This is a genomic window from Streptomyces sp. NPDC058291, from assembly GCF_042880855.1.
Taxonomy (GTDB): Bacteria; Actinomycetota; Actinomycetes; order Streptomycetales; family Streptomycetaceae; genus Streptomyces.
In genome coordinates, this window is sequence record NZ_JBHVYK010000028.1 from 1 (window position 1) to 23,869 (window position 23,869).

The following is a 23,869-nucleotide window of genomic DNA, read 5'->3' on the forward strand; positions in this document are numbered from 1 at the left end:
TCGTGGGGCTCAGCCGTGCGGGCCGGCCGCGATGACCTCCGCCGCCGCAAGGCCGCACACCCGGGCCGCGCCATGGGTGGCAATGTGCAGGGCGCCCCGCGGCGGGGCCTGGGGCACGCCCATCTCGACGACGACCGTGTCCGGACGGGCCGCCAGGAGGGCGTCGAGGGCCGCGGCCATCCAGGCGTGCCGGTGCTCGTCGCGGACCACGGCGACGATCCGCCGCTCCCCCGCTTCGGCCAGCGCCGCGTGCCCGGCGTCCGCGCCGGTGAAGCTGCCCGTCCGCGTCCCCGGCAGCAGGCGAAGCAGTTCCGCGGCCACGCCCCACGGGGTCTCGTCGCCGACGGCGATGTTCGCGACCGGGGTGAACGAGGCGACGAACGGGGCGTCGACGAACGGCGTGAAGACCTCGTCGCCGGTGAGCCGGAGGGCGCGGCGGGCGGCGATCAGTCCGACGTCGGCGCGCACTCCGGCGCCGTTGGGCGGCGTCGCCGGGCCGGCCCCGTGCTCGGCGGCGGCCGCGCGCGCGGTCGCCCGGCCCCGGCCCGTCGCCGTCCAGCGCGCCAGCTCCCGTACGCGGTGCGCCGCGTCCGCGAGGCGTTCCTCCGGCAGTTCGCCCGAGCGGACGGCGGTGACCAGCGCGTCCCGCAGCCGGCGCACGGTGTCGTCGTCGGCCAGGCCGCCGCCCACGCAGATGGCGTCGGCGCCGGCGGCGATCGCGAGGACGCTGCCGCGCTCGATGCCGTAGGTCGCGGCGACCGCCTGCATCTCCATGCCGTCGGTGACGATGAGCCCGTCGTAGCCGAGCTCGTCGCGCAGGAGCGTGGTGAGGATGTGGGGCGACAGCGTCGCCGGGCGGGCCGGGTCCAGGGCCGGGACCAGGATGTGCGCGCTCATCACGGCGCGGGTGCCGGCGGCGATGGCCGCGCGGAAAGGGGTCAGCTCGCGCTCGGTCAGGACGGCCGGGCCGGCGTCGATGCGCGGGAGCGCGTGGTGGGAGTCGACGGCCGTGTCGCCATGGCCCGGGAAGTGCTTGGTGCAGGCCGCCACGCCCGCCGACTGCAGGCCGCTGACGTAGGCGGCGGTGTGCCGGGCGACCAGGCCGGGGTCGGCGCCGAAGGAGCGGACCCCGATCACCGGGTTCGCGGGGTTGGAGTTGACGTCGGCCGAGGGCGCCCAGTTGAGGTTGACGCCGCACTCCGCGAGGCGGCGGCCCAGCTCGGCGGCGACCTCCAGCGTGAGCGAGACGTCGTCCACCGCGCCCAGCGCGTGGTTGCCGGGGAAGCTGGAGCCGGTGCGCACCTCCAGGCGCGTGACGTCTCCGCCCTCCTCGTCGACCGCGACCAGGACGTCGTCCCGTTCGGCCCGCAACTGCGCTGTCAGGGCGGCGAGTTGCTCGGGCGAGGCGATGTTCCTACCGAACAGTCCCACCGACGCCAGTCCCTCGCCGAGCCGGCGCAGCAGCCAGTCGGGGGCGGTGGTGCCGGGGAAGCCGGGTTGCAGGACCGTCAGGGCGTCACGGGTGAGCCCGTCCTTGCCGAACACGGTCGTGCCGCTGGCGGTTGTCGTCATCGGGGGCGTCATCCCTTCACGGCGCCCGCGGTCAGCCCCGCGGCCATCTTGCGCTGGACGAGGAGAAACAGGGCGACGATCGGTACGGCCATCATCGTGGCGCCGGCCATCATCGGGGCGTACTCGGTGCCGTGCTTGGTGGAGAAGTTGCTGAGCCACACGGTCGCGGTCTGGTTCTTCTGGCTGAGCAGCATCAGGGCGTACAGGTACTCGTTCCAGGCCTGGATGAAGCCGTAGACCGAGGTGGCGACCATGCCGGGGGCCAGCAGCGGGAAGACGACGCGGACGAAGGCGCCGGTGCGGCTGCAGCCGTCGACCATCGCGGCCTCCTCCAGTTCCTTCGGGATGTTGACGATGAAGCCGCGCAGGGTCCACACCGTGAAGGGCAGGATGAAGGTCAGGTACGTGATGATCAGGCCCGAGAGCTTGTCGTACTGGTCCAGGTCGTTCAGGAGCAGGAAGACCGGGATGATCATGGCGACGAGCGGGATCATCTGGACGGCCAGGATGCCGACGATCACGATCTTGCGGCCGCGGAAGGCGAACCGGGAGATGGCCAGCGCGGCCAGCAGGCCGACGACGACGCCGATCGCGACGACCGCCAGGGAGACGATCAGGCTGCGGCCCACCGGGCCCCAGAAGTCGGCGATGTTCAGCGCGCGGCTGAAGTTGGAGAGGGTGAGTGCCGTCGGCAGCAGGCTCGGGTCCGGGTCGATCGCGTCCTTGGCCGGCTTGAACGCCGTGTTGAGCATCCAGTAGACGGGGAAGCCGGCGACCGCGAAGACGAACAGGCCGACGAGGTTCCAGCCGAGCTTGGACTTCCGGCGCCGGGGCCGGCTTCCGGCCGGGTTCGCCCCGGAGGCGATGGCGCTCATTCGACCTCTCCGATCTTCAGCATCTGGCGCATGTAGACGGCGACCACCCCGAGCAGCAGCACCACGGTGACCAGGGCGATCGCCGAGCCCTGGCCGTAGTCGTTGACGACGAACGCGCGGTCGTAGGAGTACGTCGTCAGGAGCTGGAACTCGGCCTCCGGATGCCCGTTGCGCATCACGAAGACCTGGGGGAAGACGCCCATGTCCCAGATGACCGACAGGGTCGTGAGCATCACGATGACCGGCTTGAGGATGGGCAGAGTGACGTACCGGAAGACGCCCCAGGCGCCGGCGCCGTCGAGGCGGGCAGCCTCCTCCAGCTCGGCCGGGACCTGGGTGAGGCCCGCGCTGAGGGTGATCACCACGAAGGGCACCGCGCCCCAGATCACCAGCAGCATGATCACCGCGAGGCCCTGCGGTCCGCTCGCGAACCAGTTGTGGCCGATCAGGTCGACGCCGGGCAGCCTGCTCAGCACCGCGTTGAGGATGCCGTAGTCGGAGTCGAACAGCCACTTGAAGACGGTGGTGGCGACGATGACGGGCATGCCCCACCCGGCCACGAGCGCGATGTTGACGAGGGTCTTCACCCAGCCGGAGACGCGCTGGAGGAGCAGCGCGATCAGCATGCCGAGGACCATCGTGAGGATCACGCAGCCGGCCGCGAAGACGATCGTGCGCAGCACGACCTGCCAGAACTCGCCGTCGCCCAACACGCCCGTGAAGTTGTCGAACCCGACCGACTCGGCCGGCTGGAAGCCCCACAGCTGGGACTGCCCGAACTTCTGGAAGGACAGGGTGACCAGCCGCACCAGCGGATAGCCCATCACCAGGGCGAGAACCAGCAGACAGGGGGCGAGGAGCAGCCAGGGGGTCGCGGTCCCGCCGGAACCGCGGCCGCCGCGTGGTCTCTTCGCGCCCGGTTCGCCGACGGGCGGCGGGGGTGGCGACTGCCGCGTCGGCGGCACTTTGGCAGTGGTCGTGTCTGCGGCACTCATCCGCGCGCTCCTCAGCGGTCCCTCGGGTCGTACGGGGAGCAGGGCCCTGCTCGCTGCAGGGCCCCGCCCTCAGGTCACTTGGTGTTGATGACCTTGTCGATCGCGGCGTCCGCGTCCTTCGCGGCGGCCTCGACCGTCTTCTTGCCGGTGCCGATGCTCTGCAGCATGGTCTGCAGGACCTGGGCCTTCTCGACCTGACCCCAGCCGGGGGCCATGGGGACGAACCAGTTGGACTCGGCCGCGGTGGCGGGGACGGCCGTCGCCGGGTCGTTCTTGAGGGTCGCGAGGTCGGTCTTGTTGTTGGGCAGGTTGCCCTTGGCCATCAGGCCCTTCTGGCCGGAGGGGCCGGTGAACGCGTTGATCCACTCGGCGGCGAGGCCCTGCGCGTGCGACTTGACCGGGACGGCGAGGTCGGAGCCGCCCAGGAAGACGGGGAGGTTCTTGCCGGACGGACCGGGCATCACGAAGTTCTCGAGGTTGTCCTTGAGCTTGCCGGTCTTGTCGTTCTTCGGGTCGGCGGAGGTCGCGCCCTCCCAGGCCGCGCCGAAGATCATGCCGGACTTGCCCTGGCCGTAGACGATGTAGCGGTCGGACTCGTCCTTGGTCTTGTCGGCGTGCATGTACTTGTCGACGACGTTCTTGAACTCCGTGAGGCCCTTGACGGACTCCGGCGAGGAGAGGTCGGCCTTCCACTGGCCGCCGTCCTCCTTGGCGATGGAGCCGCCGGCGTCGTAGACGAAGGACATCGCCGCGTACCAGTCCCGGGTGGGCTGGTACCAGGCGGAGAACTTGTCGCCCTGCTTGTCCTGGACCTTGTCCAGGGCGGCGGTCAGCTCCGCGTACGTCTTGGGCGCGGACTTCACGCCGACCGCGGCGAAGACGTCCTTGCGCCAGTTGCCGACGCGGCCGCCGGCGTAGTAAGGCACGCCGTAGGTCTTGCCGTCGTAGGTCACCGAGGCCTTGAGGCCGTCGAGCCAGGCGGAGGAGTTGTCGAACTTGGCGGTGTCGAGGGGAGCGAAGGCGCCCTTGACCATGTAGCCGAGCATCTCGGTGTTGCCCATCTCGACGACGTCGGGGGCCTTGTCGGTGGCGAGGACGGCGTCGAACTTGGCGTTCTTGTCCGGCCAGCCGTAGTACTCGTGGTTGACCTTGACGCCGGGGTGCGCCTTCTGCACGGCGGCGTCGGCGGCCTTGACCAGGTCGGGCCAGTTGTTCTGCGCGTCGACGGTGAGCCAGACGGTGAGCTCCTTGGCGTCCGTGCCCTTCGAGTCCCCGCTGCCACTGTCGTCCCCGCACGCCGCGATGGAGACCATCATGCCCGCGATACCGATCGCGGCTATCAGCTTGCGCTTCACGCCATCCTCCTCAGGGATGCCACACCCCCCGCCCACGGGCCGGGACCTCGATCTGGACCAATGGTGTAGACCAGTGCGCAGAGCTTGGCTCAGGCCCATAAGCCTGTCAAGGGTGGCCGAACCCCCTCCGACCAGCCGTTATGGGACCTACATATGCAGGAACCTTTAAGTAAGAAGCCCTCGAAAACATCGGCCGCCGAGGGGTCCGGTCCGGTAGACCATTTGCCCTGGTGGACTAGACCAGCAAAGGTTGCGACGGTATACAGAGGGATCACGGAACGACGGCGCGCGCGTCGCCGCGTCCGTGCCACGATGTGTGCCGCGGCCGACGGGGTGTCGGCCGTTTCGGCACCCGCAGCCGGGAAGGCAGGCCATGAGCACCGACGTCAGCAGTGCGGAGAACGAGGGTGGGGCGACCGTCCGTACCGCGCGTGTGCCCAAGTACTACCGCCTCAAGAAGCACCTGCTCGACATGACGGAGACGCAGTCGCCCGGCACTCCGGTCCCACCGGAGCGCACGCTGGCGGCCGAGTTCGACACCTCGCGCACGACCGTCCGCCAGGCGCTGCAGGAACTCGTGGTCGAAGGGCGACTGGAGCGCATCCAGGGCAAGGGGACGTTCGTCGCCAAGCCGAAGGTGTCCCAGGCGCTGCAACTGACCTCCTACACCGAGGACATGCGCGCCCAGGGGCTCGAACCGACCTCGCAGCTGCTGGACGTCGGGTACATCACCGCCGACGACCGTCTCGCCGGGCTGCTCGACATAACGGCCGGCGGCCGGGTGCTGCGCATCGAGCGGCTGCGCATGGCCAACGGCGAGCCCATGGCGATCGAGACGACCCACCTGTCGGCCAAGCGCTTCCCGGCCCTGCGCCGGTCCCTGGCCAAGTACACCTCGCTCTACACGGCCCTGGCCGAGGTGTACGACATCCGTCTCGCCGAGGCCGAGGAGACCATCGAGACGTCCCTGGCCACCCCCCGCGAGGCCGGTCTGCTCGGCACCGACGTCGGCCTGCCCATGCTGATGCTCTCCCGTCACTCGCTGGACCTGAAGGGCCGGCCGGTGGAGTGGGTGCGGTCGGTGTACCGGGGCGACCGGTACAAGTTCGTGGCGCGGCTGAAGAGGCCCGCCGAGTAGAGGGTCTGTGGAGGGCCTTCCGCTGGGCTTATCCGTCACTTACATTGCCTGCGCATTACACCTGTGATCAAGGCGATCGAGTGAGAGGGGCCCAGCCGCCGATGTCAGAGACCCCGGAAGTGAGCAGAGGGCCGTTGGTGACGCCTGTGCGCGTCGTCATCGCCCTCTGTCTGCTCGCCCCCTTCGTGGCGATGCTGTGGGTGGGTTCGTACGCCAAGGTGGATCCCGCGTTCATCGGGATCCCCTTCTTCTACTGGTACCAGATGCTGTGGGTGCCCCTCTCCGCCGCGCTCACCGTGACGGCGTACAAGCTGTGGCAGCGTGACCAGCGCACCCGCGGCGTCACCGCCCCGGCTTCCGGCGCTTCCGGCGCTTCTGCGAAGGGCGGTGCGTCGGAGTGAAGGACGGCGTGAACGGCGTGGCACTCGCCGTCTTCATCTTCTTCTTCCTGGCCGTCACGGTCATGGGCTTCCTGGCCGCGCGCTGGCGCAAGGCCGACAGCGACAGCCTCGACGAATGGGGGCTGGGCGGCCGCTCGTTCGGCACCTGGGTGACCTGGTTCCTGCTGGGCGGGGACCTGTACACCGCGTACACCTTCGTCGCCGTGCCGGCGGCGATCTACGCGGCGGGCGCGGCCGGCTTCTTCGCGGTGCCGTACACGATCCTCGTGTACCCGCTGATCTTCACGTTCCTGCCCCGTCTGTGGTCGGTGTCCCACAAGCACGGCTACGTGACGACCTCGGACTTCGTGCGGGGCCGGTTCGGCTCGAAGGGCCTGTCGCTGGCGGTCGCCGTGACCGGCATCCTGGCGACGATGCCCTACATCGCGCTGCAGTTGGTCGGCATCCAGGCCGTGCTCGACGTGATGGGCGTCGGCGGCGGCGAGAACACCAACTGGTTCGTGAAGGACCTGCCGCTGCTGATCGCGTTCGGCGTGCTGGCGGCCTACACGTACTCCTCCGGGCTGCGGGCCCCCGCGCTGATCGCGTTCGTGAAGGACACGCTGATCTACATCGTCATCGCGGTGGCGATCATCTACATCCCGATCAAGCTGGGCGGGTTCGACGACATCTTCGCCAAGGCGGGCGACGCGTTCAGCCAGACCAACCCGGCGACGGGCAAGCCGCGTGGCGCGCTGGCGCCGGCGGAGCCGGGCCAGTGGACGTACGCGACGCTCGCGCTGGGCTCGGCGCTGGCGCTGTTCATGTACCCGCACTCGATCACCGCGACGCTGTCCTCGCGCAGCCGTGAGGTGATCCGGCGCAACACCACGATCCTGCCGCTGTACTCGCTGATGCTGGGTCTGCTCGCACTGCTGGGCTTCATGGCGATCGCGGCCGGCGTCAAGGTCACCAACGGGCAGCTGGCCATCCCGCAGCTGTTCGAGGACATGTTCCCGTCCTGGTTCGCCGGTGTGGCGTTCGCGGCGATCGGCATCGGGGCGCTCGTGCCGGCGGCCATCATGTCGATCGCGGCCGCGAACCTCTTCACCCGCAACATCTACAAGGACTTCATCAAACCGGACGCGACGCCCGCGCAGGAGACCCAGGTCTCCAAGCTGGTCTCGCTGCTGGTGAAGGTGGGGGCCCTGGTCTTCGTCCTCACCATGGACAAGACGGTCGCCATCAACTTCCAGCTGCTGGGCGGGATCTGGATCCTGCAGACCTTCCCGGCCCTGGTCGGCGGTCTGTTCACCCGCTGGTTCCACCGCTGGGCCCTGCTGGCCGGCTGGGCGGTCGGCATGGTCTACGGCACCTTCGCCGCCTACGGGGTCGCCTCCCCGACGCAAGCGCACTTCGGCGGCTCCTCGAAGGAGATCCCGGGCATCGGGGAGATCGGCTACATCGGCCTCACCGCGTTCGTCCTCAACGTCGTCGTCGCGGTGGTCCTGACGTTCGTCCTCAAGGCGGCCAAGGCACCCGACGGCGTCGACGAGACGAGGCCGCAGGACTACACGGCGGACGCGGGCGACCCGGGCGTGCAGGTGGAGCTGCCGCCGGCGACCGTGGGAACGTCCCACTAGCCTCGGCGAGGCGGGGCTCGCCCCTCGCGCGCCGCGCCCGCATGACGAGGGGCCGTCGGAGGAAACCGGCGGCCCATCCTCGTGCTGCAGCGCACACTGCCCGTCATGGACATCGGCATCCGAGCCGTACGACCCGCCGAGTTCGAGGCCCTCGGCGACCTGACCGCCCGCGCCTACCTGGACGACGGCCTCCTCGACTTCGGTGAGAGCGACGCGTATCAGCGCGAACTGAGGGACGTGACGCGGCGGGCGGCCGCCGCCGAGGTCCTGGTGGCCGTGGACGGCGAACGGCTGCTCGGCGGGGTCGCCTTCGTCCCGGGCCCCGGCCCCCTGGCCGACATCGCGCGCCCCGGCGAGGCGGAGATCAGGATGCTCGCCGTCGCGCGGGCGGCGCGCGGCCGGGGGGCCGGCGAGGCCATGGTGCGCGCCCGCGTCGAGCGAGCCCGGGCGGCGGAGGGCTGCACCGCCGTCGTTCTGTCGACCCGGCGCACGATGCGCGCCGCCCACCGGATCTACGAACGCCTCGGCTTCGTCCGCACGCCCGAGCGGGACCGGAATCCCCTGCCGGGGCGGGCCGACATCACTCTGCTCACCTATCAGTTGACGCTCTGAAACCGCCGCGACACAACATCTGGGGGTGGCGTGACGGGCGAGCACAAGATGTATGCTCATGCTCGCTGTCGCCGCAGGGGAATCCGGTGCGAATCCGGAACTGTCCCGCAACGGTGTACTCGTGTGCACGTATACCCATATGCGCACGCCTGTTCAGTCCGAGGTCCTGCCGACAGCGTGCCCGGCCGTCCGGTCCGGGCGCCCTGACGTCCGGGCCTCGCGGAGTGGGCCGGTGGACGCGACGCCCCCGCGCGCTCGTGTGCTGCCTCCTGCCCTGCGCAAGGCCCCCGCCGAGCGAGGGAGAGCCCCCACGTGACCATCGCGCCAGCCGAACCGGTTTCAGCCGTCGAGCCGGAGACCGACGGTCCCGGTACCGCGTTGCTGCGTACCCTGACCGAGCTGACCGCCGATCTGCCCGACGCCGACCCCGGCCGGGTCGCCGCCGCGGCCCTGCGCGGCCGGTCGACACGGGCCGCCTCCGAGATCACCGCGGAGCTGCGCGAGCTGGCCACGGAGGCGGCCGCCGGCCTCATCTCCGAGGACCCCGTCTACTCGAAGCTGGCCGCCCGGCTGCTGACGATCAGCATCGCCGCGGAGGCCGCGTCCCAGGGCGTCACGTCGTTCACCGGATCGATCGCCGTGGGCCATCGCGAGGGCCTGATCGCCGACCGCACCGCCGAGTTCGTGCGCGTCCACGCGGCCCGCCTCGACGCGCTGATCGACCCGGCCGCCGACGACCGCTTCGGCTACTTCGGGCTGCGCACCCTGCACAGCCGCTACCTCCTGCGGCACCCGATCACCCGCAAGGTCGTCGAGACGCCCCAGCACTTCCTGCTGCGCGTCGCCTCCGGTCTCGCCGAGGACGACACGGTCCGCGCCGTGGACGAAGTCGCCGCGCTGTACGGGCTGATGAGCCGGCTGGACTACCTCCCGTCCTCTCCCACGCTCTTCAACTCCGGCACCCGGCACCCGCAGATGTCGTCCTGCTACCTCCTCGACTCCCCGCTGGACGAGCTGGACTCCATCTACGACCGTTACCACCAGGTGGCCCGGCTGTCGAAGCACGCCGGCGGCATCGGGCTGTCGTACTCCCGCATCCGCAGCCGCGGTTCGCTGATCCGAGGCACCAACGGGCACTCCAACGGCATCGTCCCGTTCCTGAAGACGCTGGACGCCTCGGTCGCCGCCGTGAACCAGGGCGGCCGGCGCAAGGGCGCGGCCGCCGTGTACCTGGAGACCTGGCACTCCGACATCGAGGAGTTCCTGGAGCTGCGCGACAACACCGGTGAGGACGCCCGGCGTACGCACAACCTGAACCTCGCGCACTGGATCCCGGACGAGTTCATGCGCCGGGTCAACGCCGACGAGCCGTGGTCGCTGTTCTCGCCCGCCGACGTGCCCGAGCTGGTCGACCTGTGGGGCGACGAGTTCGACGCGGCCTACCGGTCGGCCGAGGCGAAGGGGCTGGCGAAGAAGACCATCCCCGCCCGTGACCTCTACGGCCGGATGATGCGCACCCTCGCGCAGACCGGCAACGGTTGGATGACCTTCAAGGACGCCGCCAACCGCACCGCCAACCAGACGGCCGAGCCGGGCCATGTCGTGCACTCCTCCAACCTCTGCACGGAGATCCTGGAGGTCACGGACGACGGCGAGACGGCGGTCTGCAACCTGGGTTCGGTGAACCTCGGCGCGTTCGTCGACACGGCGGCCGGCACGATCGACTGGGAGCGGCTGGACGAGACCGTCCGCACGGCCGTCACCTTCCTCGACCGGGTCGTGGACATCAACTTCTACCCGACCGAGCAGGCGGGCCGTTCCAACGCCCGCTGGCGTCCGGTGGGACTGGGCGCGATGGGCCTGCAGGACGTCTTCTTCAAGCTGCGCCTCCCGTTCGACTCGCCCGAGGCCAAGGCACTGTCCACCCGCATCGCCGAGCGCGTGATGCTGGCCGCGTACGAGGCCTCCGCCGACCTGGCCGAGCGCAACGGCCCCCTCCCCGCCTGGGAGAAGACCCGTACCGCCCGGGGCGTGCTGCACCCCGACCACTACGGCGTCGAGTTCGCCTGGCCGGAGCGCTGGGCGGCCCTGCGCGAACGGATCGCCGCGACCGGTCTGCGCAACTCGCTGCTGCTCGCCATCGCGCCGACCGCCACCATCGCCTCCATCGCGGGCGTGTACGAGTGCATCGAGCCGCAGGTGTCCAACCTGTTCAAGCGCGAGACCCTCTCCGGCGAGTTCCTCCAGGTCAACTCCTACCTGGTGCGCGACCTCAAGGAGCTCGGCGTGTGGGACGCTCGCACCCGTGAGGCGTTGCGCGACGCGAACGGCTCGGTACAGCAGTTCGCGTGGATCCCGGCCGAGGTGCGCGCGCTGTACCGCACGGCGTGGGAGATCCCGCAGCGCGGCCTGATCGACATGGCCGCCGCCCGCACCCCGTACCTGGACCAGGCGCAGTCGCTGAACCTGTTCCTGGAGACGCCGACCATCGGCAAGCTCTCCTCGATGTACGCCTACGCCTGGAAGTCGGGTCTGAAGACGACGTACTACCTGCGCTCGCGCCCGGCGACGCGCATCGCGCGCGCCGCCCAGGCCCAGGCGCAGCCCGAGAAGACCATCCCCGTGCAGCAGGCGGCCGACCCCGACGCCGTCGCCTGCTCCCTTGAGAACCCCGAGTCCTGCGAGGCCTGCCAGTAATGACCACCGCACCCGAGAAGACCGAGAAGAACCTGCTCGACCCGGGCTTCGAGCTGACGCTGCGGCCGATGCGCTACCCCGACTTCTACGAGCGCTACCGGGACGCCATCAAGAACACCTGGACCGTCGAGGAGGTCGACCTCCACTCGGACGTCGCGGACCTCGCGAAGCTGTCCGAGGGTGAGCAGCACATGATCGGCCGGCTGGTCGCGTTCTTCGCGACGGGCGACTCGATCGTGGCGAACAACCTCGTGCTGACGCTGTACAAGCACATCAACTCCCCCGAGGCGCGCCTGTACCTGTCGAGGCAGCTGTTCGAGGAGGCCGTGCACGTCCAGTTCTATCTGACGCTGCTGGACACCTACCTGCCCGATCCGCAGGACCGGGCGGCCGCCTTCGACGCGGTGGAGAACATCCCCTCCATCCGCGAGAAGGCGGAGTTCTGCTTCAAGTGGATCAACGAGGTCGAGAAGCTGGAGCGGCTGGAGTCCCAGGCCGACCGCCGCCGCTTCCTGCTCAACCTGATCTGCTTCGCCGCGTGCATCGAGGGCCTGTTCTTCTACGGGGCCTTCGCGTACGTCTACTGGTTCCGCAGCCGCGGTCTGCTGCACGGCCTGGCGACCGGCACCAACTGGGTGTTCCGCGACGAGACGATGCACATGAGCTTCGCCTTCGAAGTGGTCGACACCGTCCGCAAGGAGGAGCCGGAGCTCTTCGACGACCGGCTCCGGGAGGAGGTCGTCGACATGCTCCGGGAGGCCGTCGAGGCCGAGCTGCAGTTCGCGCGTGACCTGTGCGGCGAGGGCCTGCCGGGCATGAACACCGACTCCATGCGGCAGTACCTGGAGTGCGTCGCCGACCAGCGCCTGTCGCGGCTCGGTTTCGCCCCGGTGTACGGCTCGGAGAACCCGTTCTCCTTCATGGAGCTGCAGGGCGTTCAGGAGCTGACCAACTTCTTCGAGCGCCGTCCGTCGGCGTACCAGGTCGCGGTGGAGGGCACCGTCGACCTGGACGAGGACTTCTGAGTCCGGGTCGCGGTCCGCGCGACCCGAAGGACCTGGGCGGCCTGGGCGGCCTGGGCGGCCTTCAGCTGACGGTCGGTCCGGCGCTCGTGGCGAAGTCCCACGCGCGCCGGTCCCGCCAGGAGGAGGAAGAGGGCCAGGACGGTGAGGTACTCGCTGAATGCGTTCATGAGGTAAGCGTCGTACGAGCCGGACACTCCTGACAGTGGCAGGACTGCCGCACACCTTCAAATTCCTGCCACTTCCCAGGCACACTGGCGGCATGCTGAACAACGTGGCCGCGATCCTGCTGGACGGTGTGCACCCCTTTGAACTGGGCGTGATCTGCGAGGTCTTCGGGATCGACCGCAGCGACGAGGGGCTGCCGGTGTACGACTTCGCCGTCGCCTCGGCCGAGGGGCCGAGGCTGAGCACGCCCGCGGGCTTCACGCTGGGCACCGAGCACGGGCTCGACCGGCTGGAGAGCGCCGACCTGATCGCCGTGCCCGCCGGGGAGACGTACGGCAGCCGGGAGTTCCCGCCGGAGCTGCTGGACGCGCTGCGCCGGGCCGTGGACCGGGGCGCCCGGGTGCTCAGCGTCTGCTCCGGAGCCTTCGTCCTGGCCGCGGCGGGGCTGCTCGACGGACGGCGCTGCGCGGTGCACTGGCGGCACGCCGAGCGGCTGGCCCGCCAGTATCCGCGCACGACGGTCGAACCGGACGTTCTCTACGTCGACGAGGACCCGGTGATCACCTCGGCCGGGACGGCCGCGGGCATCGACGCCTGTCTGCACATCGTCCGCAAGGAGCAGGGCCCCGAGATCGCCAACCGGATCGCCCGGCGGATGGTGGTGCCGCCGCACCGGGACGGCGGCCAGGCCCAGTACATCGAACGGCCGCTGCCCCGCTCGCGGTGCGACACCGTCGGCGGGGTGCTCGCCTGGATGGAGCAGCACCTCGACGCGGAGGTCACCGTCGAGCAGCTCGCCGAACGCGCCCACATGTCCCCGCGCGCCTTCGCCCGGCGCTTCCAGCAGGAGACGGGCACGACCCCCTACCGGTGGCTGCTGCGCCAGCGGGTGCTGCTGGCGCAGCACCTGCTGGAGGCGACGGACGAGACGGTGGACGCGATCGCCTGGCGCGCCGGCTTCGGCACGGCGGGCGCGCTGCGCCACCAGTTCGTGCAGGCGCTGGGGACGACCCCCAACGCCTACCGGCGCACGTTCCGCGGTCCGCAGGCCGTCGCCTGAGCCGCGGCACTCGCTCCGGTATCGCCCGCGGCTGTCACCCCGGTACGGCCCGCAGCAGCAGCCGGCGCGGCCGCAGGGTGATGCCGATGTGCGTCCGGTTGTCGGAACCGGGCGCCGGCTCGAAGCGGAACGCGTTCGCCACCACCGCGGTGATCAGCGTCAGCTCGGCCATCGAGAAGTGGTCGCTCGGGCACTTCCGATTGCCGACGCCGAACGGTGTCATGGCGTATTTCGGCAGATCCGGGGAGCCGCCGGGCAGCCAGCGGTCGGGGTCGAACTCCGTGTGCCGCTCGTACGACCTCGGATCGCGCTGAACCGCGTACGGGCTGTACACGATGTCGGCTCCGGCGGGAATGCGGTATCCGCCGAGCTCCGTCTCGGTCACCGCCCGCCGGGTCAATATCCATACGGCGGGATACAGCCGCATGGTCTCGACGACGACATTGGCGGTGTGCTGCAGCTTTCGGACGTCGGCGAATGCGACCGGCCGGTCGCCGACAACGTTTTTCACCTCTTCGCGGATCTTGTCCACCTGATCCGGGTGCTCGGTGAGGACGTGGAGCAGCGACATGACCACTGAGCCGGCGGTTTCGCTGCCGGGGGTGAGTATGGCGATGACCTGGTCGTGGATCTCCTGTTCCCCGATCGGTTCGCCATTCTCGTCCTTCGCCTCGAGCAAAGCCGTCAGCAAATCGTTCGGTTTTTGACCGGATGCCCGGCGATCGGCGACGATCTCGTCCACCAGCCGATGCAGATCGGCCAGCGCCCGGTTGAATGCGCGGTTGGCCGGAACCGGTACCCGATAAAGCGGCCCGAGCGGCAGCACCATGCGCTGGTACATACCGGCGAACACCGTGGCGAGCGCGGAGGTGATGCGCTCGGACCGGGCGTCCATGTAGCTGCCGCGCATCAGACAGCGGGCCGAGATGCGCACGGACACCCGGAAGGCCTCCGCCGTGACGTCGAGGACCTCGCCCTTCGTCCAGCGCTCGATGAGCGCGTAGGCCTCCTCCTCCATGATCGGCGCGTACTCCGGGATGGCGTCGAGCCGGAAGGCGGGCTGGATCGTGCGCCGTTGGCGGCGATGGAGCGGGCCGTTGGCGGTCGCCACCCCCTGCTTGCCGAGCAGGCTCTCCAGGGTCTCCCACAGAGGGCCGGAGATGATGTAGTCCGGGCTGAGCGCCAGGGCCCCGGTGAGGTCCGGCGCGGTGACGGCGTACACCGTCTTGGGGCCCAGCTTGAGGCGTACGACGTCGCCGTGGTCGCGCAGCCGGGCCATGAAGGCCAGCGGGTCACGGGCCAGCTTCCAGCCGTGCCCGAGGAGCGGAAGCCCGCCGCCTGCCCATGGCGGCTCAGGCAGTTCGGGCGTTCCGGGGGTCGCGGGTTTCACCGACTCGACGGTCATTTCTCACCTGCCGCTTCGTTGTTGACGTACGGGGGCGTGGACCGGTCGTCCCAGCTGTCGACCATGTAACGGCCGGACTCGTGGTGGAACCAGTAGACGGAACTGAACCAGTTCCGCATATTGCCGAGGCAGGCCCGGACGGCGGTGCCGAGTTCCCTTCCGCGGACCGTCCCGTCGTCGAGCCGGTCGGCGAGGCGTAAGACGTCCTTCTCGACGGCCAGGAACTCGGATATGCATTCCTCGATGCGGTTCCGGAGTTCCTCGACCGCTTCTTCCAGGGTCATTCCCTCATGAGTGATGAGACTGATCCCGAGGTTGTGCACCTCGTCGCCCGCCAGTTCCTTGGGCAGCGAGCAGAGGTCGTTGTACCAGGCGGCGAATTCCTGGCTCAGCAGGGCCGCTCGCCGATAGGCCGGGTTTTTCCGTACCGCGGCCGGTAGTTCGCATCCCGCACTCGGTTCCAGCAGATCCGTCCAGATCCAGTGCGCAAAGGTGAGCCGGCGCAGCGCGAGGTATTCCTCGACTCCGGGAATGCGCCCTTCGATGCGGTTGTGGAATTCCCGGTCGTACGCCTCGATCACGGAGTGGAAGTGCCGGGCGAACCGCGCGTTCCAGGTGAAGGGAAGGAAGGAGTACAACCGGGCCACCGCGTCGGCGAGTCCGGCCACCAGCGGGTCCGGGTGGCGCAGATGAGCCGCCGGGGAGTCCAGAGCCGCGTGCAAGCGGAACCTGAGTCGCCGCCAGGACGAGGCACGGGCGTGCACGACGTCACGGTCGTGCCGGTCGTCCCAGACGAAGAACCACGCGCTGTAGTCCGCGATGGCCTGCATGACCTCGTCGGGTGCACCGAGGTAGAAGCCCGCCATCAAGTCCGTATAGCACAGGCCGTCGGCATATTCGGCGACCTTGTCCGCCGGCATCAACTGCTTTTCCAGCAGCCAGGAGCGGGTCTTCTCCTGCAACTTGGGCCAATACGGATGCAGTTGCCGGGGAAACGCCGCCTCGATGACAGGAAGAGAGAGCGAGGGAGGGACCGCGGGCGCGGCCACCGTCGCAGTGGTGCTGTATGTGGTGCTGTATGGGAAAGCTGGCACGAACAACCCCTCTCAGCCGCCAGTGGGCGCACACCCCTCCCCCCGTGCCGGGCGTGCGCCGTTGCGTATCCCCGCACTTCCCATTCAGCCCTACAACTGACCGTTCTGGGAACGGATTTGCTTCATTCACTACCCCAACATGCCGAGAATCCCCCCCCTTGCGTGACTGGTAAGGATCAGCTGATGTGCGGTAGATGTGCGTAAGCGATCGAACGTCCGTCGGACACACGAACGACGCCTGACCGGAAGGCATCCCGGCCAGGCGTCGTTCGGGGGTGGGTGCGGGGTCGCGTTCAGTCGTTGGCGACCACGGGGTAACGAGGCTCGTTCTCGGCCATCTGCCGCAGCGCGTCCTTGCGCTCGCGCTTGGACAGCCGGTCGATGTAGAGGTACCCGTACAGGTGATCGGTCTCGTGCTGCAAACACCGTGCGAAGTACCCGGTGCCGCGCACCTTGACGGGGTTGCCGTGCACGTCCTGCCCGGTGACCTCGGCGTAGTCGGGGCGGGCCAGCGGCGCGTAGGCGGTGGGCACCGACAGACAGCCCTCGTTGCTGTCGTCCAGCCGCCGCCGGTCGGCGGGCAGTTCGACCAGCCTGGGATTGCAGACGACACCGGTGTGCCGCACGCCCTCGTCGTCGGGGCAGTCGTAGACGAAGACCTTCAGGGCGACGCCGATCTGGTTGGCGGCCAGGCCCACGCCCTCGGCGGTGTGCTGCGAGGCGAACATGTCCGCGACCAGCTGCCGCAGCTCCTCGTCGAACTCGGTGACGTCCGCGCACTCCTTGTGCAGCACCGGGTTGCCGACGACGGTGATCGGCCGCGAGGTGCCGGCCTCACGCCAGGCCAGCTCGCGCTCCTGCGCCTTCTCGGTGTCGATGACGAAGCCCTCGTCGTCCACGGGGAGCACGCCCGCGTGCTGCTGATCGGTGTCCTGCTGGGCCATGACCGACGATGCCTTCCTCAAACAGACAGGGGGTGAATGCTCGATACAGGGTACGTGGAGCGCCCCGTGAGGGACGCCGGACCGTGATCGATGCGCGGCTCCGCGACCGGGCCCCCGCTCGGGCGGAGCCGGAAGCGGATGCGCGACCCGCCACGACGAACCCGCGGCCGACGGCGGTCAGCACACCTCTTCGAGATCTCGCCAGTCCCTCGACTCGGGGCTGTCGGCGACCCACCCGTCCAGCAGCCCCCGCACGAGCGAGGCCGGCGCGGCCACCCCGCACTCCCGCTCGGGAACCCAGAGCTGGCCGTCGGTGCGGTGGCCGAGCGGACCCGGATGCCCCGGCTCGCTGTGGTCGTGCGGGTCGAGATGCTCGCCGTCGCCCTCGTCGGACGGCATCCGTGACTCCGAGCACATCCGGCACAGCAGCCGCACCGAGGACGACCAGTCCTCCGCCGCGAAGCCGGCGTCGGCGGCCAGCCGCTCCAGCGCGTCGCGGTCCGACTCGGTGGCCGCCTCCAGCAGGACCACCCAGGTCGGCACCGGGGACGGGGCCCACAGCTCGATCTCGTCGAAGACCGGATAGGAGTGGCCGGCCGAGGTGGTCCGCTCGCCGTGCGGCACCCCGTCGTGCAGCACGACCTCGCCCCAGCGCCGCCCGGAGGAGGGCAGCGGGATCGACAGCACCTCGATGCGGGCGGGGTCCAGCCGCCGCCCCCACACCACTTCGGCCTCGCCCTCGGGCGACAGCCGCACGGCCGCGCTGCCCAGCTCCATCCCGACGGGCTCGCCCGCGCCGGTGGCCTCGCCGGGCACGTGCAGCCCGTACGCCTGCCAGGCCCGGCGGGCCAGCGGCCAGTCCTGCAGGGCGGTGGCGGCGATGCCGACGTTCCACCAGTCGGGGGCGCCCGACCCGCGGTCGAGCAGCGCGACGGCCCGCAGGCCCGCCGTACGGGCCTGCTCCCAGTCGTGCCGGAACTTGTGCAGCAGCGCGAGGTTGAACCAGGACTCCGACAGCCAGGGTTCCAGGTCGGCGGCACGTGTCAGCAGCGCGCCCGCGTCCTCGTACCGCCCGTCGCCGATCAGCGTGAACGCGCGGTCGGTGGCCTGCCGCCAGGAGGCGGAGGGCCGGTGCCGTCCCTTGCCGAAGATCCTCACGATTCCCGCCTGCCAGTTCCGTTCTGTGGGCTGGCCAGTGCCCCCGGACACTCTCTCCCTCGCATCCAACCACGTGTGGCCGCAGGGCCGCTCATTACCCATGGGTTACCCACCCGCGGGCAAGGTCAGACGGCCTCTCGACAACACCCTGGCCAGCGCTTCGACCACCTCCGGCGCGTACTCCCCGCCGGTGCCCAGCCGCAGCTCCTCCAGAGCCGTGAGGGGCCCGCCGGGACCGCTGCCCCGAACCTTCTCGTCGTATGCGTTCACCACCCGGACTATGCGGGCCGCGACCGGTTGCTCCGGGTAGGCGTCGGCCTGCCGTTCCACCACCTTCGCGACCTGGGCGCTCGCCCCGGTCTGGCGGACGACGGCCCCGCCGAGCAGCGCGATCCGGCGCTGCTCCGCGGCCGGCAGGCCCGCGGTGGCCCCGGCCGGGACCGGGTCGACGAGGCTGAGCTGTCCGATGTCGTGCATCAGGGCCGCGTACTCCAGGACGGTCAGCTCGGGCTCCGGCAGCCCCAGATCGCGGCCCACGGCCTGGCTGAGGACCGCGACCCGGCGGGCGTGCCCGGGCGGGGTGTACCCGGCGATCTCGGTGGCACGGGCCAGCGAGGCGATGGTCTGCCGGTAGGTGGCCCGCACGGCCGCGTAGCGGCGCAGGGACAACTGGGTGAGCAGCAGCGGCACCGAGAACACCGGCAGCGCCCACAGGCCCACCACGGCGACCGCGAGCGCCATCACCGCGCCCGTGGCGCACACCGCCGATCCGATCCCGGGCACCGCCCGCAGCTCGTCGCGCAGCAGCGGGGCGAACGGCCAGCCGGTGCGGGAGCAGGCGAGCGCGGCGGCGACCACGGCGTCGCACAGGACGGTCAGCACCAGCAGCGCCAGCAGCAGCAGCGCGTACGCGGGACCGCTCCAGCCGTCGAACGCCCCGCGGTTGTAGAGGGGCTGGAAGCAGACGGCGGCGAACCCGACGGCCAGGACGCGCCGGACCAGATGGTCGAGCACCGGTCCCTCGCCGCGGGCCAGGTACGGCACGCTGCCGAGCAGGGCGGCGGCGGCGACGACCACGACGACCTGCGCGACCCCGTGGTGGGTGGGGTGCCCGGCGTGCTCCCCGACCAGCGCGTACGACAGCGCGGCGGCCGCGCCGAGGGGCGCGCGCTCACGCGGTCCGGGCCCGTCTGCGGGCGTCTCCCCGACCGGCAGGGGCCGGGGGTCCGGCAGGGGCAGCTCGCCGACGGCGACCAGGATGCCGAAGGCGAGCGCCATGGACCGCTGGTCCACGCCGGTCATGAACGTGACGAGGAGGCAGACGGCGACGAGGACGGCGGCGGCGGCGCGCAGGGCGAGGAGCGGACGGCGGCCGGTCATCGGCGGGCCTCGGACCGGTCCTCGGAGGGCTGCGCGGGCGTGGGGAAGGCGGGCCGGGTCTCCTCGGCGGTCACCACCGGGCGCCAGCCGTCCCGTTCGACGACCCGGGTCAGCGCCGTGACCATCCGGGGGTCGAAGTGGGCTCCGGCGCACCGGCGCAGCTCCTCCAGAGCCGCCTCGACCGGCCGGGCGCGGCTGTAGGACCGGGTGGACGTCATCGCGTCGAAGGCGTCGGCGACGGCGACCACGCGCGCGGGCTCCGGGATCTGCGCGCCCACGAGGCCGTAGGGATAGCCGGTGCCGTCGATGCGTTCGTGGTGGTGGAGGATCGCCGAGCGGGCCTCGCCGAGGAAGGAGATGCCCCGGGTGATCTCGTGCCCGTACTCGGGGTGCAGCTCGATCACCCGCCGCTCCTCGGGCGTCAGCGGCCCGTTCTTGCGCAACAGCCGGGTGGGGACGCCGAGTTTGCCGACGTCGTGCAGGATGCCGGCGAAGCGGAGCACTTCGATGCGGGCCTCGTCCATGCCGAGTTCGCGGCCGATCATCATCGAGGCCTGTCCGACGCGTTCGCTGTGTCCGCGGGTGTAGCCGTCCTTGATGTCGACGGCCTGCACCAGCGCGCGGATGGTCGCCTGGTGGGCGGCGCGCTCGCGGTGGTACTGCGCGAACACCCACCACGAGACGCCCATCGGGAAGAGCACGAGCAGCGCGGCCACGGGCCCGTAGGGGCTGCGCCACAGCACGGCCGTCATCAGGCCGGCCAGTCCGTGGACGGCGAGGGGCGCCAGGGAGCGCAGGAACAGGCCCCGGCAGGCCCCTCGCAGCGGCCGCTTCTCGGCGAGCGCGAGCATCCCGCCGTCCAGGAGGGCGAGCGCGGCGCAGAACACCAGCACGGCCGCACCGGCCGGCGCGAGGGCGAAGGGCACGTCGGATCCGGCCACGGCCTCCCGGCCGCCGAGCGCCCCGTGCACCCGGGACGCGGCCCATACGGCGAGCGCCGACTGGGCGGCCCGCCAGATCCGGCGCAGCAGGGCGGGAGGCTGCTCGACGTGCGAGAACAGCGCCCCGGGCAACGGCACCAGGGCGGCGGCGGAGGGTGCGAGCAGGAAGGCCCCGGCGAGCAGTACGGGGTGGAAGGTGCCGGCGAACCTGCGGCGGGCGATCTGCTCGCCCCCGGCGTACAGGGCGGCGAGCAGGGCGACGGCCCACCAGGGGGTCCGCACGCCCGGCAGCGGGAGCAGACAGAGCAGGGCGCCGAGGGCGGCACAGGCGACGTAGGCGCGTGCCCGCGCCGGGACCCCTTCCATGACGCCTCCCCCAGCCGTGCCTGTCCGGGCTCAGGAGCCTAGGACGGCCGGGGGTGGCTTCGCGGGCGTATCACCGGCGGATTAGCACATTCGGGTGACGCTGACGGCGTCCGGGTCCCGACGGACCGGCGAGGTGCACACGGGGCCGGGACCACGAACACGGCAGGGCCGTGAGCTCGGACCGGTGGGATCGACCGTGGGATCGGCCGGTGGAATCGACCGGCTGGAATCGGCCGGTGGGATCGGCCGGTGGGATCAGGACTCCCGCGACGAGGCCGTCACGTCGTGCTCGGGGACGGCCTGGCCGGTGCGGATCAGATCCAGTCGCCCGAGGACCTTGGCGCGCAGGTCGCTCGGCACGTCGTCGTGTCCGCAGCACCGCTTGACCAGCTTCTTCACGGCCTCCTCCAGCCCGTACTTCTCCAGGCAGGGGGAGCATTCCTCGAAGTGGTGCTGGAACTTGTCCCGGTCCAGTGGAGGCATCTCGCTGTCGAGATACTCGTACAGGTGGTCGAGGACCTCACTGCAGTCCGTCTCGTGCGGATCTCCGCAGCTCATGAGCCCGAACCTTTCGCTTCGTTCGACTCTCCGGCGCCGGCCGGGACCAGCCCGCGGTCACGGGCGTAGTCCTCCAGCATGCCGCGCAGTTGACGGCGGCCCCGGTGCAGCCGGGACATCACCGTGCCGATGGGTGTCCCCATGATGTCCGCGATCTCCTTGTACGCAAAGCCCTCTACGTCCGCGAGATACACGGCGATCCGGAACTCCTCCGGGATGGCCTGGAGCGCTTCCTTGACGTCCGAGTCGGGCAGGTGGTCCAGCGCCTGCGACTCGGCGGAGCGCAGACCGGTGGACATGTGCGACTCGGCGCGCGCCAGCTGCCAGTCCTCGATCTCCTCGGCCGCGGAGCGCTGGGGTTCGCGCTGCTTCTTGCGGTACGAGTTGATGAAGGTGTTGGTGAGGATCCGGTACAGCCAGGCCTTGAGGTTGGTGCCCTCCCGGAACTGGTGGAAGGACGCGTAGGCCTTGGCGTACGTCTCCTGCACCAGGTCCTCGGCGTCCGCGGGGTTGCGCGTCATGCGCAGCGCCGCCGAGTACATCTGGTCGAGGAACTCGAGCGCGTCCCGCTCGAAGCGCGCAGTGCGCTCGGCGGTGGACTCCGCGACGGTCTCCCCGCTCACGCCCTGGCCCTCGGGCAGCTCCGCCTGGCCGTTGTCGGTCCCTGCGTCGGTACCGGTGACCGGACCCACCTCCTCAAGATCGCGGGTGGGACCGAAACCGACCCCACTCGAATCGGAGGATAGACGACTACCCGTGCCGACCGCCGCTCGAAAAGGCGTGGCCTTGGCCGCATGCAGAACCGTCCAGTCCAGGTCGGCACGGTTGCTGCGGCTCGGGCAGATGGTCGAACCCATGCGGCGGACTTCCTTCCCACTGACGTCGGTGCCGGTCGTTCAGCACTTCTGTCCGCCTCAACAGCGTCCGGCCCCTCCCCATTCCCCTCCCGTTCACCTGAGTGATCCGGCCCACCGGACCACTCCCTCGGTGACGGTCCGCAGGGCCTGCTCCTGGGTGACCGGAGCCCGCTTGGGCACCGCGAACCCGTGATCGCCGTAGGGGACTTCGACGAGCTCGTACCCGCCCTGGGGGAACTCCCCGGGTCTGCCGAAGGGGTCGTTGGCGCCCTGGACGACGAGGGTCGGCACCCCGGCCCCGAGCAGCTCGCCGGCGCGGGACTTCTCCGGTCTGCCCGGCGGGTGCAGCGGGAAGCCGAGCGCCAGCACGGCGTGGGCGCCGAGCTCGCCGGCGGTGCGGCACGCCACCCGCGCGCCCGCCGACCGTCCTCCCGCGATCACCGGCAGTCCGGGCGCGACGACGGCCGGCCAGATCCCGCGCCAGCCGACGTCGAGGGTCTTCGGCGCGGGCGCGACCTTCTTGCCCGCCACCCGCCACGGCTGCTCGACCAGGGCGACGCTCACCCCGTGTCCGGGCAGCGCGGCGGCGAGCGCCTGGAGGTCCCGGGCCTCGACACCGCCCCCGGCGCCATGGCTCACCGCGAGGACCAGCCGCGGCGTCCCGGCGTGGTGCCAGGTGACGCGGGCGGGGCCCGCCCCGGTCTCGACCGTCTCGCGCGTCACGCGGACAGCGCGGGCCGTCCGGCTTTCCTGGGGGTCGCCTGCCTTGCCGGCCGCGGCCGTCTCGTTCGTCACATCAGAAGAGTGTGCCCTCCTCGGGCGCCTCCAGCTCCTTCAGCAGCTCCGCCCCGTTGTTGCGGACGTTGCTGACGGCCGTCGACACCGGGTAGGCGCGCATCAGCCCGGCCGGCGGCGGCGCGAGCAGGGAGCGGAGGTCGTCGGCGTCCGTGCGCGCCGGGTCGAGCCAGGCGTCCCACCGGTCCGGGGTGAGCATCAGCGGCATCCGGGGATGGATGTCGGCGAGGGCGCGCGGCCCGTCGGCGGGGGCCACCGCGAGCGGGGACGTCTCGGCCTCGGTGGTGATCACCGAGCAGGTCGCCCACCAGGCCTGCGGGTGGTCGTCGGGCAGGGTGCGGTCCCGCCAGAACTCGTACAGGCCGGCCATCGCGAAGACCGAGCCGTCGGCCGGGAGCACGAAGTAGGGCTGCTTGCGGGGCCGCTTCTTCCTCCCCTCCACCTCCAGGTCCCGCTCCTGGACGCCGGTGACCCACTCGTAGTAGCCGTCGGCGGGCAGGATGCAGCGCCTGCTGGTGAACGCACGCCGGTAGGAGGGCTTCTCGTGGACGGTCTCGGCGCGGGCGTTGATCATCCGCGCCGCGCCCTCGGGCGACTTGGACCAGGAGGGCACCAGTCCCCACTTCAGCCTGCGCAGCTGGCGAACCGGGCGCCGGTCGTCGGCGTCCTTCAGGGGACGGTCCAGTACGGCGTAGACCTCCTTGGTCGGCGCCACGTTGTAATCGGGCTCCAGGGACTCCTCGGGCTCCCCCACCTCGATCTCAAAGGTTCCTGCGAGATCCTCGGGCCTGCGACTCGCTGCATACCGTCCGCACATACGTGCCACACTGCCAGATTCCTCGGAGAGAACGGGA

Annotated in this window: 21 protein-coding genes and 1 riboswitch; of the genes, 7 read left to right on the plus strand and 14 right to left on the minus strand. The window is 70.7% G+C overall.

Going from position 1 to position 23,869, the window contains the following annotated elements:
* Positions 1-9: 9 nt before the first annotated feature.
* The 4 genes from ACFVYK_RS16640 to ACFVYK_RS16655 all read right to left on the minus strand — a co-directional run bounded on the left by ACFVYK_RS16640 (position 10) and on the right by ACFVYK_RS16655 (position 4,797).
* Positions 10-1,572, minus strand: coding sequence for a glycoside hydrolase family 3 protein (locus tag ACFVYK_RS16640; protein WP_389774050.1), 1,563 nt, complete (start codon positions 1,570-1,572; stop codon positions 10-12).
* An 8-nt stretch (positions 1,573-1,580) separates the two neighbouring features.
* The gene (locus ACFVYK_RS16645; protein ID WP_389774053.1) at positions 1,581-2,447 is read right to left on the minus strand and encodes a carbohydrate ABC transporter permease; all 867 of its coding nucleotides are present in this window, start codon (positions 2,445-2,447) and stop codon (positions 1,581-1,583) included.
* Complete coding sequence (locus tag ACFVYK_RS16650) at positions 2,444-3,442, minus strand: carbohydrate ABC transporter permease (protein WP_389774056.1); 999 nt, start codon at positions 3,440-3,442, stop codon at positions 2,444-2,446. The genes ACFVYK_RS16645 and ACFVYK_RS16650 overlap by 4 nt, the downstream gene beginning before the upstream one ends.
* 74 nt (positions 3,443-3,516) lie before the next feature.
* Positions 3,517-4,797, minus strand: a complete 1,281-nt coding sequence (locus tag ACFVYK_RS16655) for an extracellular solute-binding protein (protein WP_389774059.1) — start codon at positions 4,795-4,797, stop codon at positions 3,517-3,519.
* A 373-nt stretch (positions 4,798-5,170) separates the two neighbouring features.
* Between ACFVYK_RS16655 and ACFVYK_RS16660 the strand changes: the two genes are divergently transcribed.
* The 7 genes from ACFVYK_RS16660 (at position 5,171) to ACFVYK_RS16690 (ending at position 13,517) form a co-directional block, all read left to right on the plus strand.
* Positions 5,171-5,935: a GntR family transcriptional regulator gene (locus ACFVYK_RS16660; protein WP_389774061.1), complete on the plus strand. Its 765-nt coding sequence runs from the start codon at positions 5,171-5,173 to the stop codon at positions 5,933-5,935.
* 101 nt (positions 5,936-6,036) lie between these two features.
* Positions 6,037-6,336 carry a DUF3311 domain-containing protein gene (locus ACFVYK_RS16665; RefSeq protein ID WP_389774064.1) on the plus strand — a complete coding sequence of 100 codons (300 nt, stop codon included), beginning with the start codon at positions 6,037-6,039 and terminating at the stop codon, positions 6,334-6,336.
* The gene (mctP, locus tag ACFVYK_RS16670) at positions 6,333-7,958 is read left to right on the plus strand and encodes a monocarboxylate uptake permease MctP (RefSeq protein ID WP_389774067.1); all 1,626 of its coding nucleotides are present in this window, start codon (positions 6,333-6,335) and stop codon (positions 7,956-7,958) included. The genes ACFVYK_RS16665 and mctP overlap by 4 nt, the downstream gene beginning before the upstream one ends.
* A gap of 105 nt (positions 7,959-8,063) precedes the next feature.
* Positions 8,064-8,570 carry a GNAT family N-acetyltransferase gene (locus ACFVYK_RS16675; protein WP_389774070.1) on the plus strand — a complete coding sequence of 169 codons (507 nt, stop codon included), beginning with the start codon at positions 8,064-8,066 and terminating at the stop codon, positions 8,568-8,570.
* A gap of 75 nt (positions 8,571-8,645) precedes the next feature.
* A riboswitch (cobalamin riboswitch) is annotated at positions 8,646-8,707 on the plus strand.
* A gap of 175 nt (positions 8,708-8,882) precedes the next feature.
* Positions 8,883-11,267, plus strand: coding sequence for a ribonucleoside-diphosphate reductase subunit alpha (locus ACFVYK_RS16680; RefSeq protein ID WP_389774072.1), 2,385 nt, complete (start codon positions 8,883-8,885; stop codon positions 11,265-11,267).
* A complete protein-coding gene (locus tag ACFVYK_RS16685; protein ID WP_389774075.1) occupies positions 11,267-12,292 on the plus strand; it encodes a ribonucleotide-diphosphate reductase subunit beta in 1,026 nt (341 codons plus the stop codon). Before ACFVYK_RS16680 ends, ACFVYK_RS16685 begins: the two co-directional genes overlap by 1 nt.
* A gap of 259 nt (positions 12,293-12,551) precedes the next feature.
* Positions 12,552-13,517: a GlxA family transcriptional regulator gene (locus ACFVYK_RS16690; protein ID WP_389774078.1), complete on the plus strand. Its 966-nt coding sequence runs from the start codon at positions 12,552-12,554 to the stop codon at positions 13,515-13,517.
* A 34-nt stretch (positions 13,518-13,551) separates the two neighbouring features.
* On the opposite strand, the gene ACFVYK_RS16695 is transcribed toward ACFVYK_RS16690, so the two are convergent.
* The 10 genes from ACFVYK_RS16695 to ACFVYK_RS16740 all read right to left on the minus strand — a co-directional run bounded on the left by ACFVYK_RS16695 (position 13,552) and on the right by ACFVYK_RS16740 (position 23,832).
* Complete coding sequence (locus ACFVYK_RS16695; protein WP_389774081.1) at positions 13,552-14,922, minus strand: cytochrome P450; 1,371 nt, start codon at positions 14,920-14,922, stop codon at positions 13,552-13,554.
* A complete protein-coding gene (cyc1, locus tag ACFVYK_RS16700; RefSeq protein ID WP_389774084.1) occupies positions 14,919-16,016 on the minus strand; it encodes an epi-isozizaene synthase in 1,098 nt (365 codons plus the stop codon). Before cyc1 ends, ACFVYK_RS16695 begins: the two co-directional genes overlap by 4 nt.
* A gap of 293 nt (positions 16,017-16,309) precedes the next feature.
* The gene (def, locus tag ACFVYK_RS16705; protein WP_389774087.1) at positions 16,310-16,960 is read right to left on the minus strand and encodes a peptide deformylase; all 651 of its coding nucleotides are present in this window, start codon (positions 16,958-16,960) and stop codon (positions 16,310-16,312) included.
* 177 nt (positions 16,961-17,137) lie between these two features.
* Positions 17,138-18,118: a tetratricopeptide repeat protein gene (locus ACFVYK_RS16710; protein WP_389774089.1), complete on the minus strand. Its 981-nt coding sequence runs from the start codon at positions 18,116-18,118 to the stop codon at positions 17,138-17,140.
* A 105-nt stretch (positions 18,119-18,223) separates the two neighbouring features.
* On the minus strand, positions 18,224-19,498 hold the full coding sequence (locus ACFVYK_RS16715; RefSeq protein WP_389774091.1) for an HD-GYP domain-containing protein: 1,275 nt from the start codon (positions 19,496-19,498) through the stop codon (positions 18,224-18,226).
* The gene (locus ACFVYK_RS16720) at positions 19,495-20,805 is read right to left on the minus strand and encodes an HD-GYP domain-containing protein (RefSeq protein ID WP_389774093.1); all 1,311 of its coding nucleotides are present in this window, start codon (positions 20,803-20,805) and stop codon (positions 19,495-19,497) included. The genes ACFVYK_RS16715 and ACFVYK_RS16720 overlap by 4 nt, the downstream gene beginning before the upstream one ends.
* A 255-nt stretch (positions 20,806-21,060) precedes the next feature.
* Positions 21,061-21,363 (minus strand): mycothiol system anti-sigma-R factor, encoded by a 303-nt coding sequence (gene rsrA, locus ACFVYK_RS16725; RefSeq protein ID WP_389774096.1) that lies wholly within the window; start codon positions 21,361-21,363, stop codon positions 21,061-21,063.
* The gene (gene sigR / locus ACFVYK_RS16730) at positions 21,360-22,055 is read right to left on the minus strand and encodes an RNA polymerase sigma factor SigR (RefSeq protein WP_389774099.1); all 696 of its coding nucleotides are present in this window, start codon (positions 22,053-22,055) and stop codon (positions 21,360-21,362) included. The genes rsrA and sigR overlap by 4 nt, the downstream gene beginning before the upstream one ends.
* Before the next feature lie 258 nt (positions 22,056-22,313).
* Complete coding sequence (locus tag ACFVYK_RS16735; protein WP_389774223.1) at positions 22,314-22,943, minus strand: alpha/beta family hydrolase; 630 nt, start codon at positions 22,941-22,943, stop codon at positions 22,314-22,316.
* 73 nt (positions 22,944-23,016) lie between these two features.
* Positions 23,017-23,832, minus strand: coding sequence for an SOS response-associated peptidase (locus ACFVYK_RS16740; RefSeq protein ID WP_389774102.1), 816 nt, complete (start codon positions 23,830-23,832; stop codon positions 23,017-23,019).
* Positions 23,833-23,869: the final 37 nt, after the last annotated feature.

Bases quoted from the DNA above. Each gene is read 5' to 3' on its own strand.
- def (WP_389774087.1), bottom strand. From the start codon at position 16,960: ATGGCCCAGCAGGACACCGATCAGCAGCACGCGGGCGTGCTCCCCGTG.
- ACFVYK_RS16715 (WP_389774091.1), bottom strand. From the start codon at position 19,498: ATGACCGGCCGCCGTCCGCTCCTCGCCCTGCGCGCCGCCGCCGCCGTC.
- ACFVYK_RS16690 (WP_389774078.1), top strand. From the start codon at position 12,552: ATGCTGAACAACGTGGCCGCGATCCTGCTGGACGGTGTGCACCCCTTT.
- ACFVYK_RS16675 (WP_389774070.1), top strand. From the start codon at position 8,064: ATGGACATCGGCATCCGAGCCGTACGACCCGCCGAGTTCGAGGCCCTC.
- ACFVYK_RS16685 (WP_389774075.1), top strand. From the start codon at position 11,267: ATGACCACCGCACCCGAGAAGACCGAGAAGAACCTGCTCGACCCGGGC.
- ACFVYK_RS16740 (WP_389774102.1), bottom strand. From the start codon at position 23,832: ATGTGCGGACGGTATGCAGCGAGTCGCAGGCCCGAGGATCTCGCAGGA.
- ACFVYK_RS16720 (WP_389774093.1), bottom strand. From the start codon at position 20,805: ATGGAAGGGGTCCCGGCGCGGGCACGCGCCTACGTCGCCTGTGCCGCC.
- ACFVYK_RS16645 (WP_389774053.1), bottom strand. From the start codon at position 2,447: ATGAGCGCCATCGCCTCCGGGGCGAACCCGGCCGGAAGCCGGCCCCGG.
- ACFVYK_RS16640 (WP_389774050.1), bottom strand. From the start codon at position 1,572: ATGACGACAACCGCCAGCGGCACGACCGTGTTCGGCAAGGACGGGCTC.
- ACFVYK_RS16660 (WP_389774061.1), top strand. From the start codon at position 5,171: ATGAGCACCGACGTCAGCAGTGCGGAGAACGAGGGTGGGGCGACCGTC.
- ACFVYK_RS16665 (WP_389774064.1), top strand. From the start codon at position 6,037: ATGTCAGAGACCCCGGAAGTGAGCAGAGGGCCGTTGGTGACGCCTGTG.
- ACFVYK_RS16695 (WP_389774081.1), bottom strand. From the start codon at position 14,922: ATGACCGTCGAGTCGGTGAAACCCGCGACCCCCGGAACGCCCGAACTG.
- rsrA (WP_389774096.1), bottom strand. From the start codon at position 21,363: ATGAGCTGCGGAGATCCGCACGAGACGGACTGCAGTGAGGTCCTCGAC.
- ACFVYK_RS16650 (WP_389774056.1), bottom strand. From the start codon at position 3,442: ATGAGTGCCGCAGACACGACCACTGCCAAAGTGCCGCCGACGCGGCAG.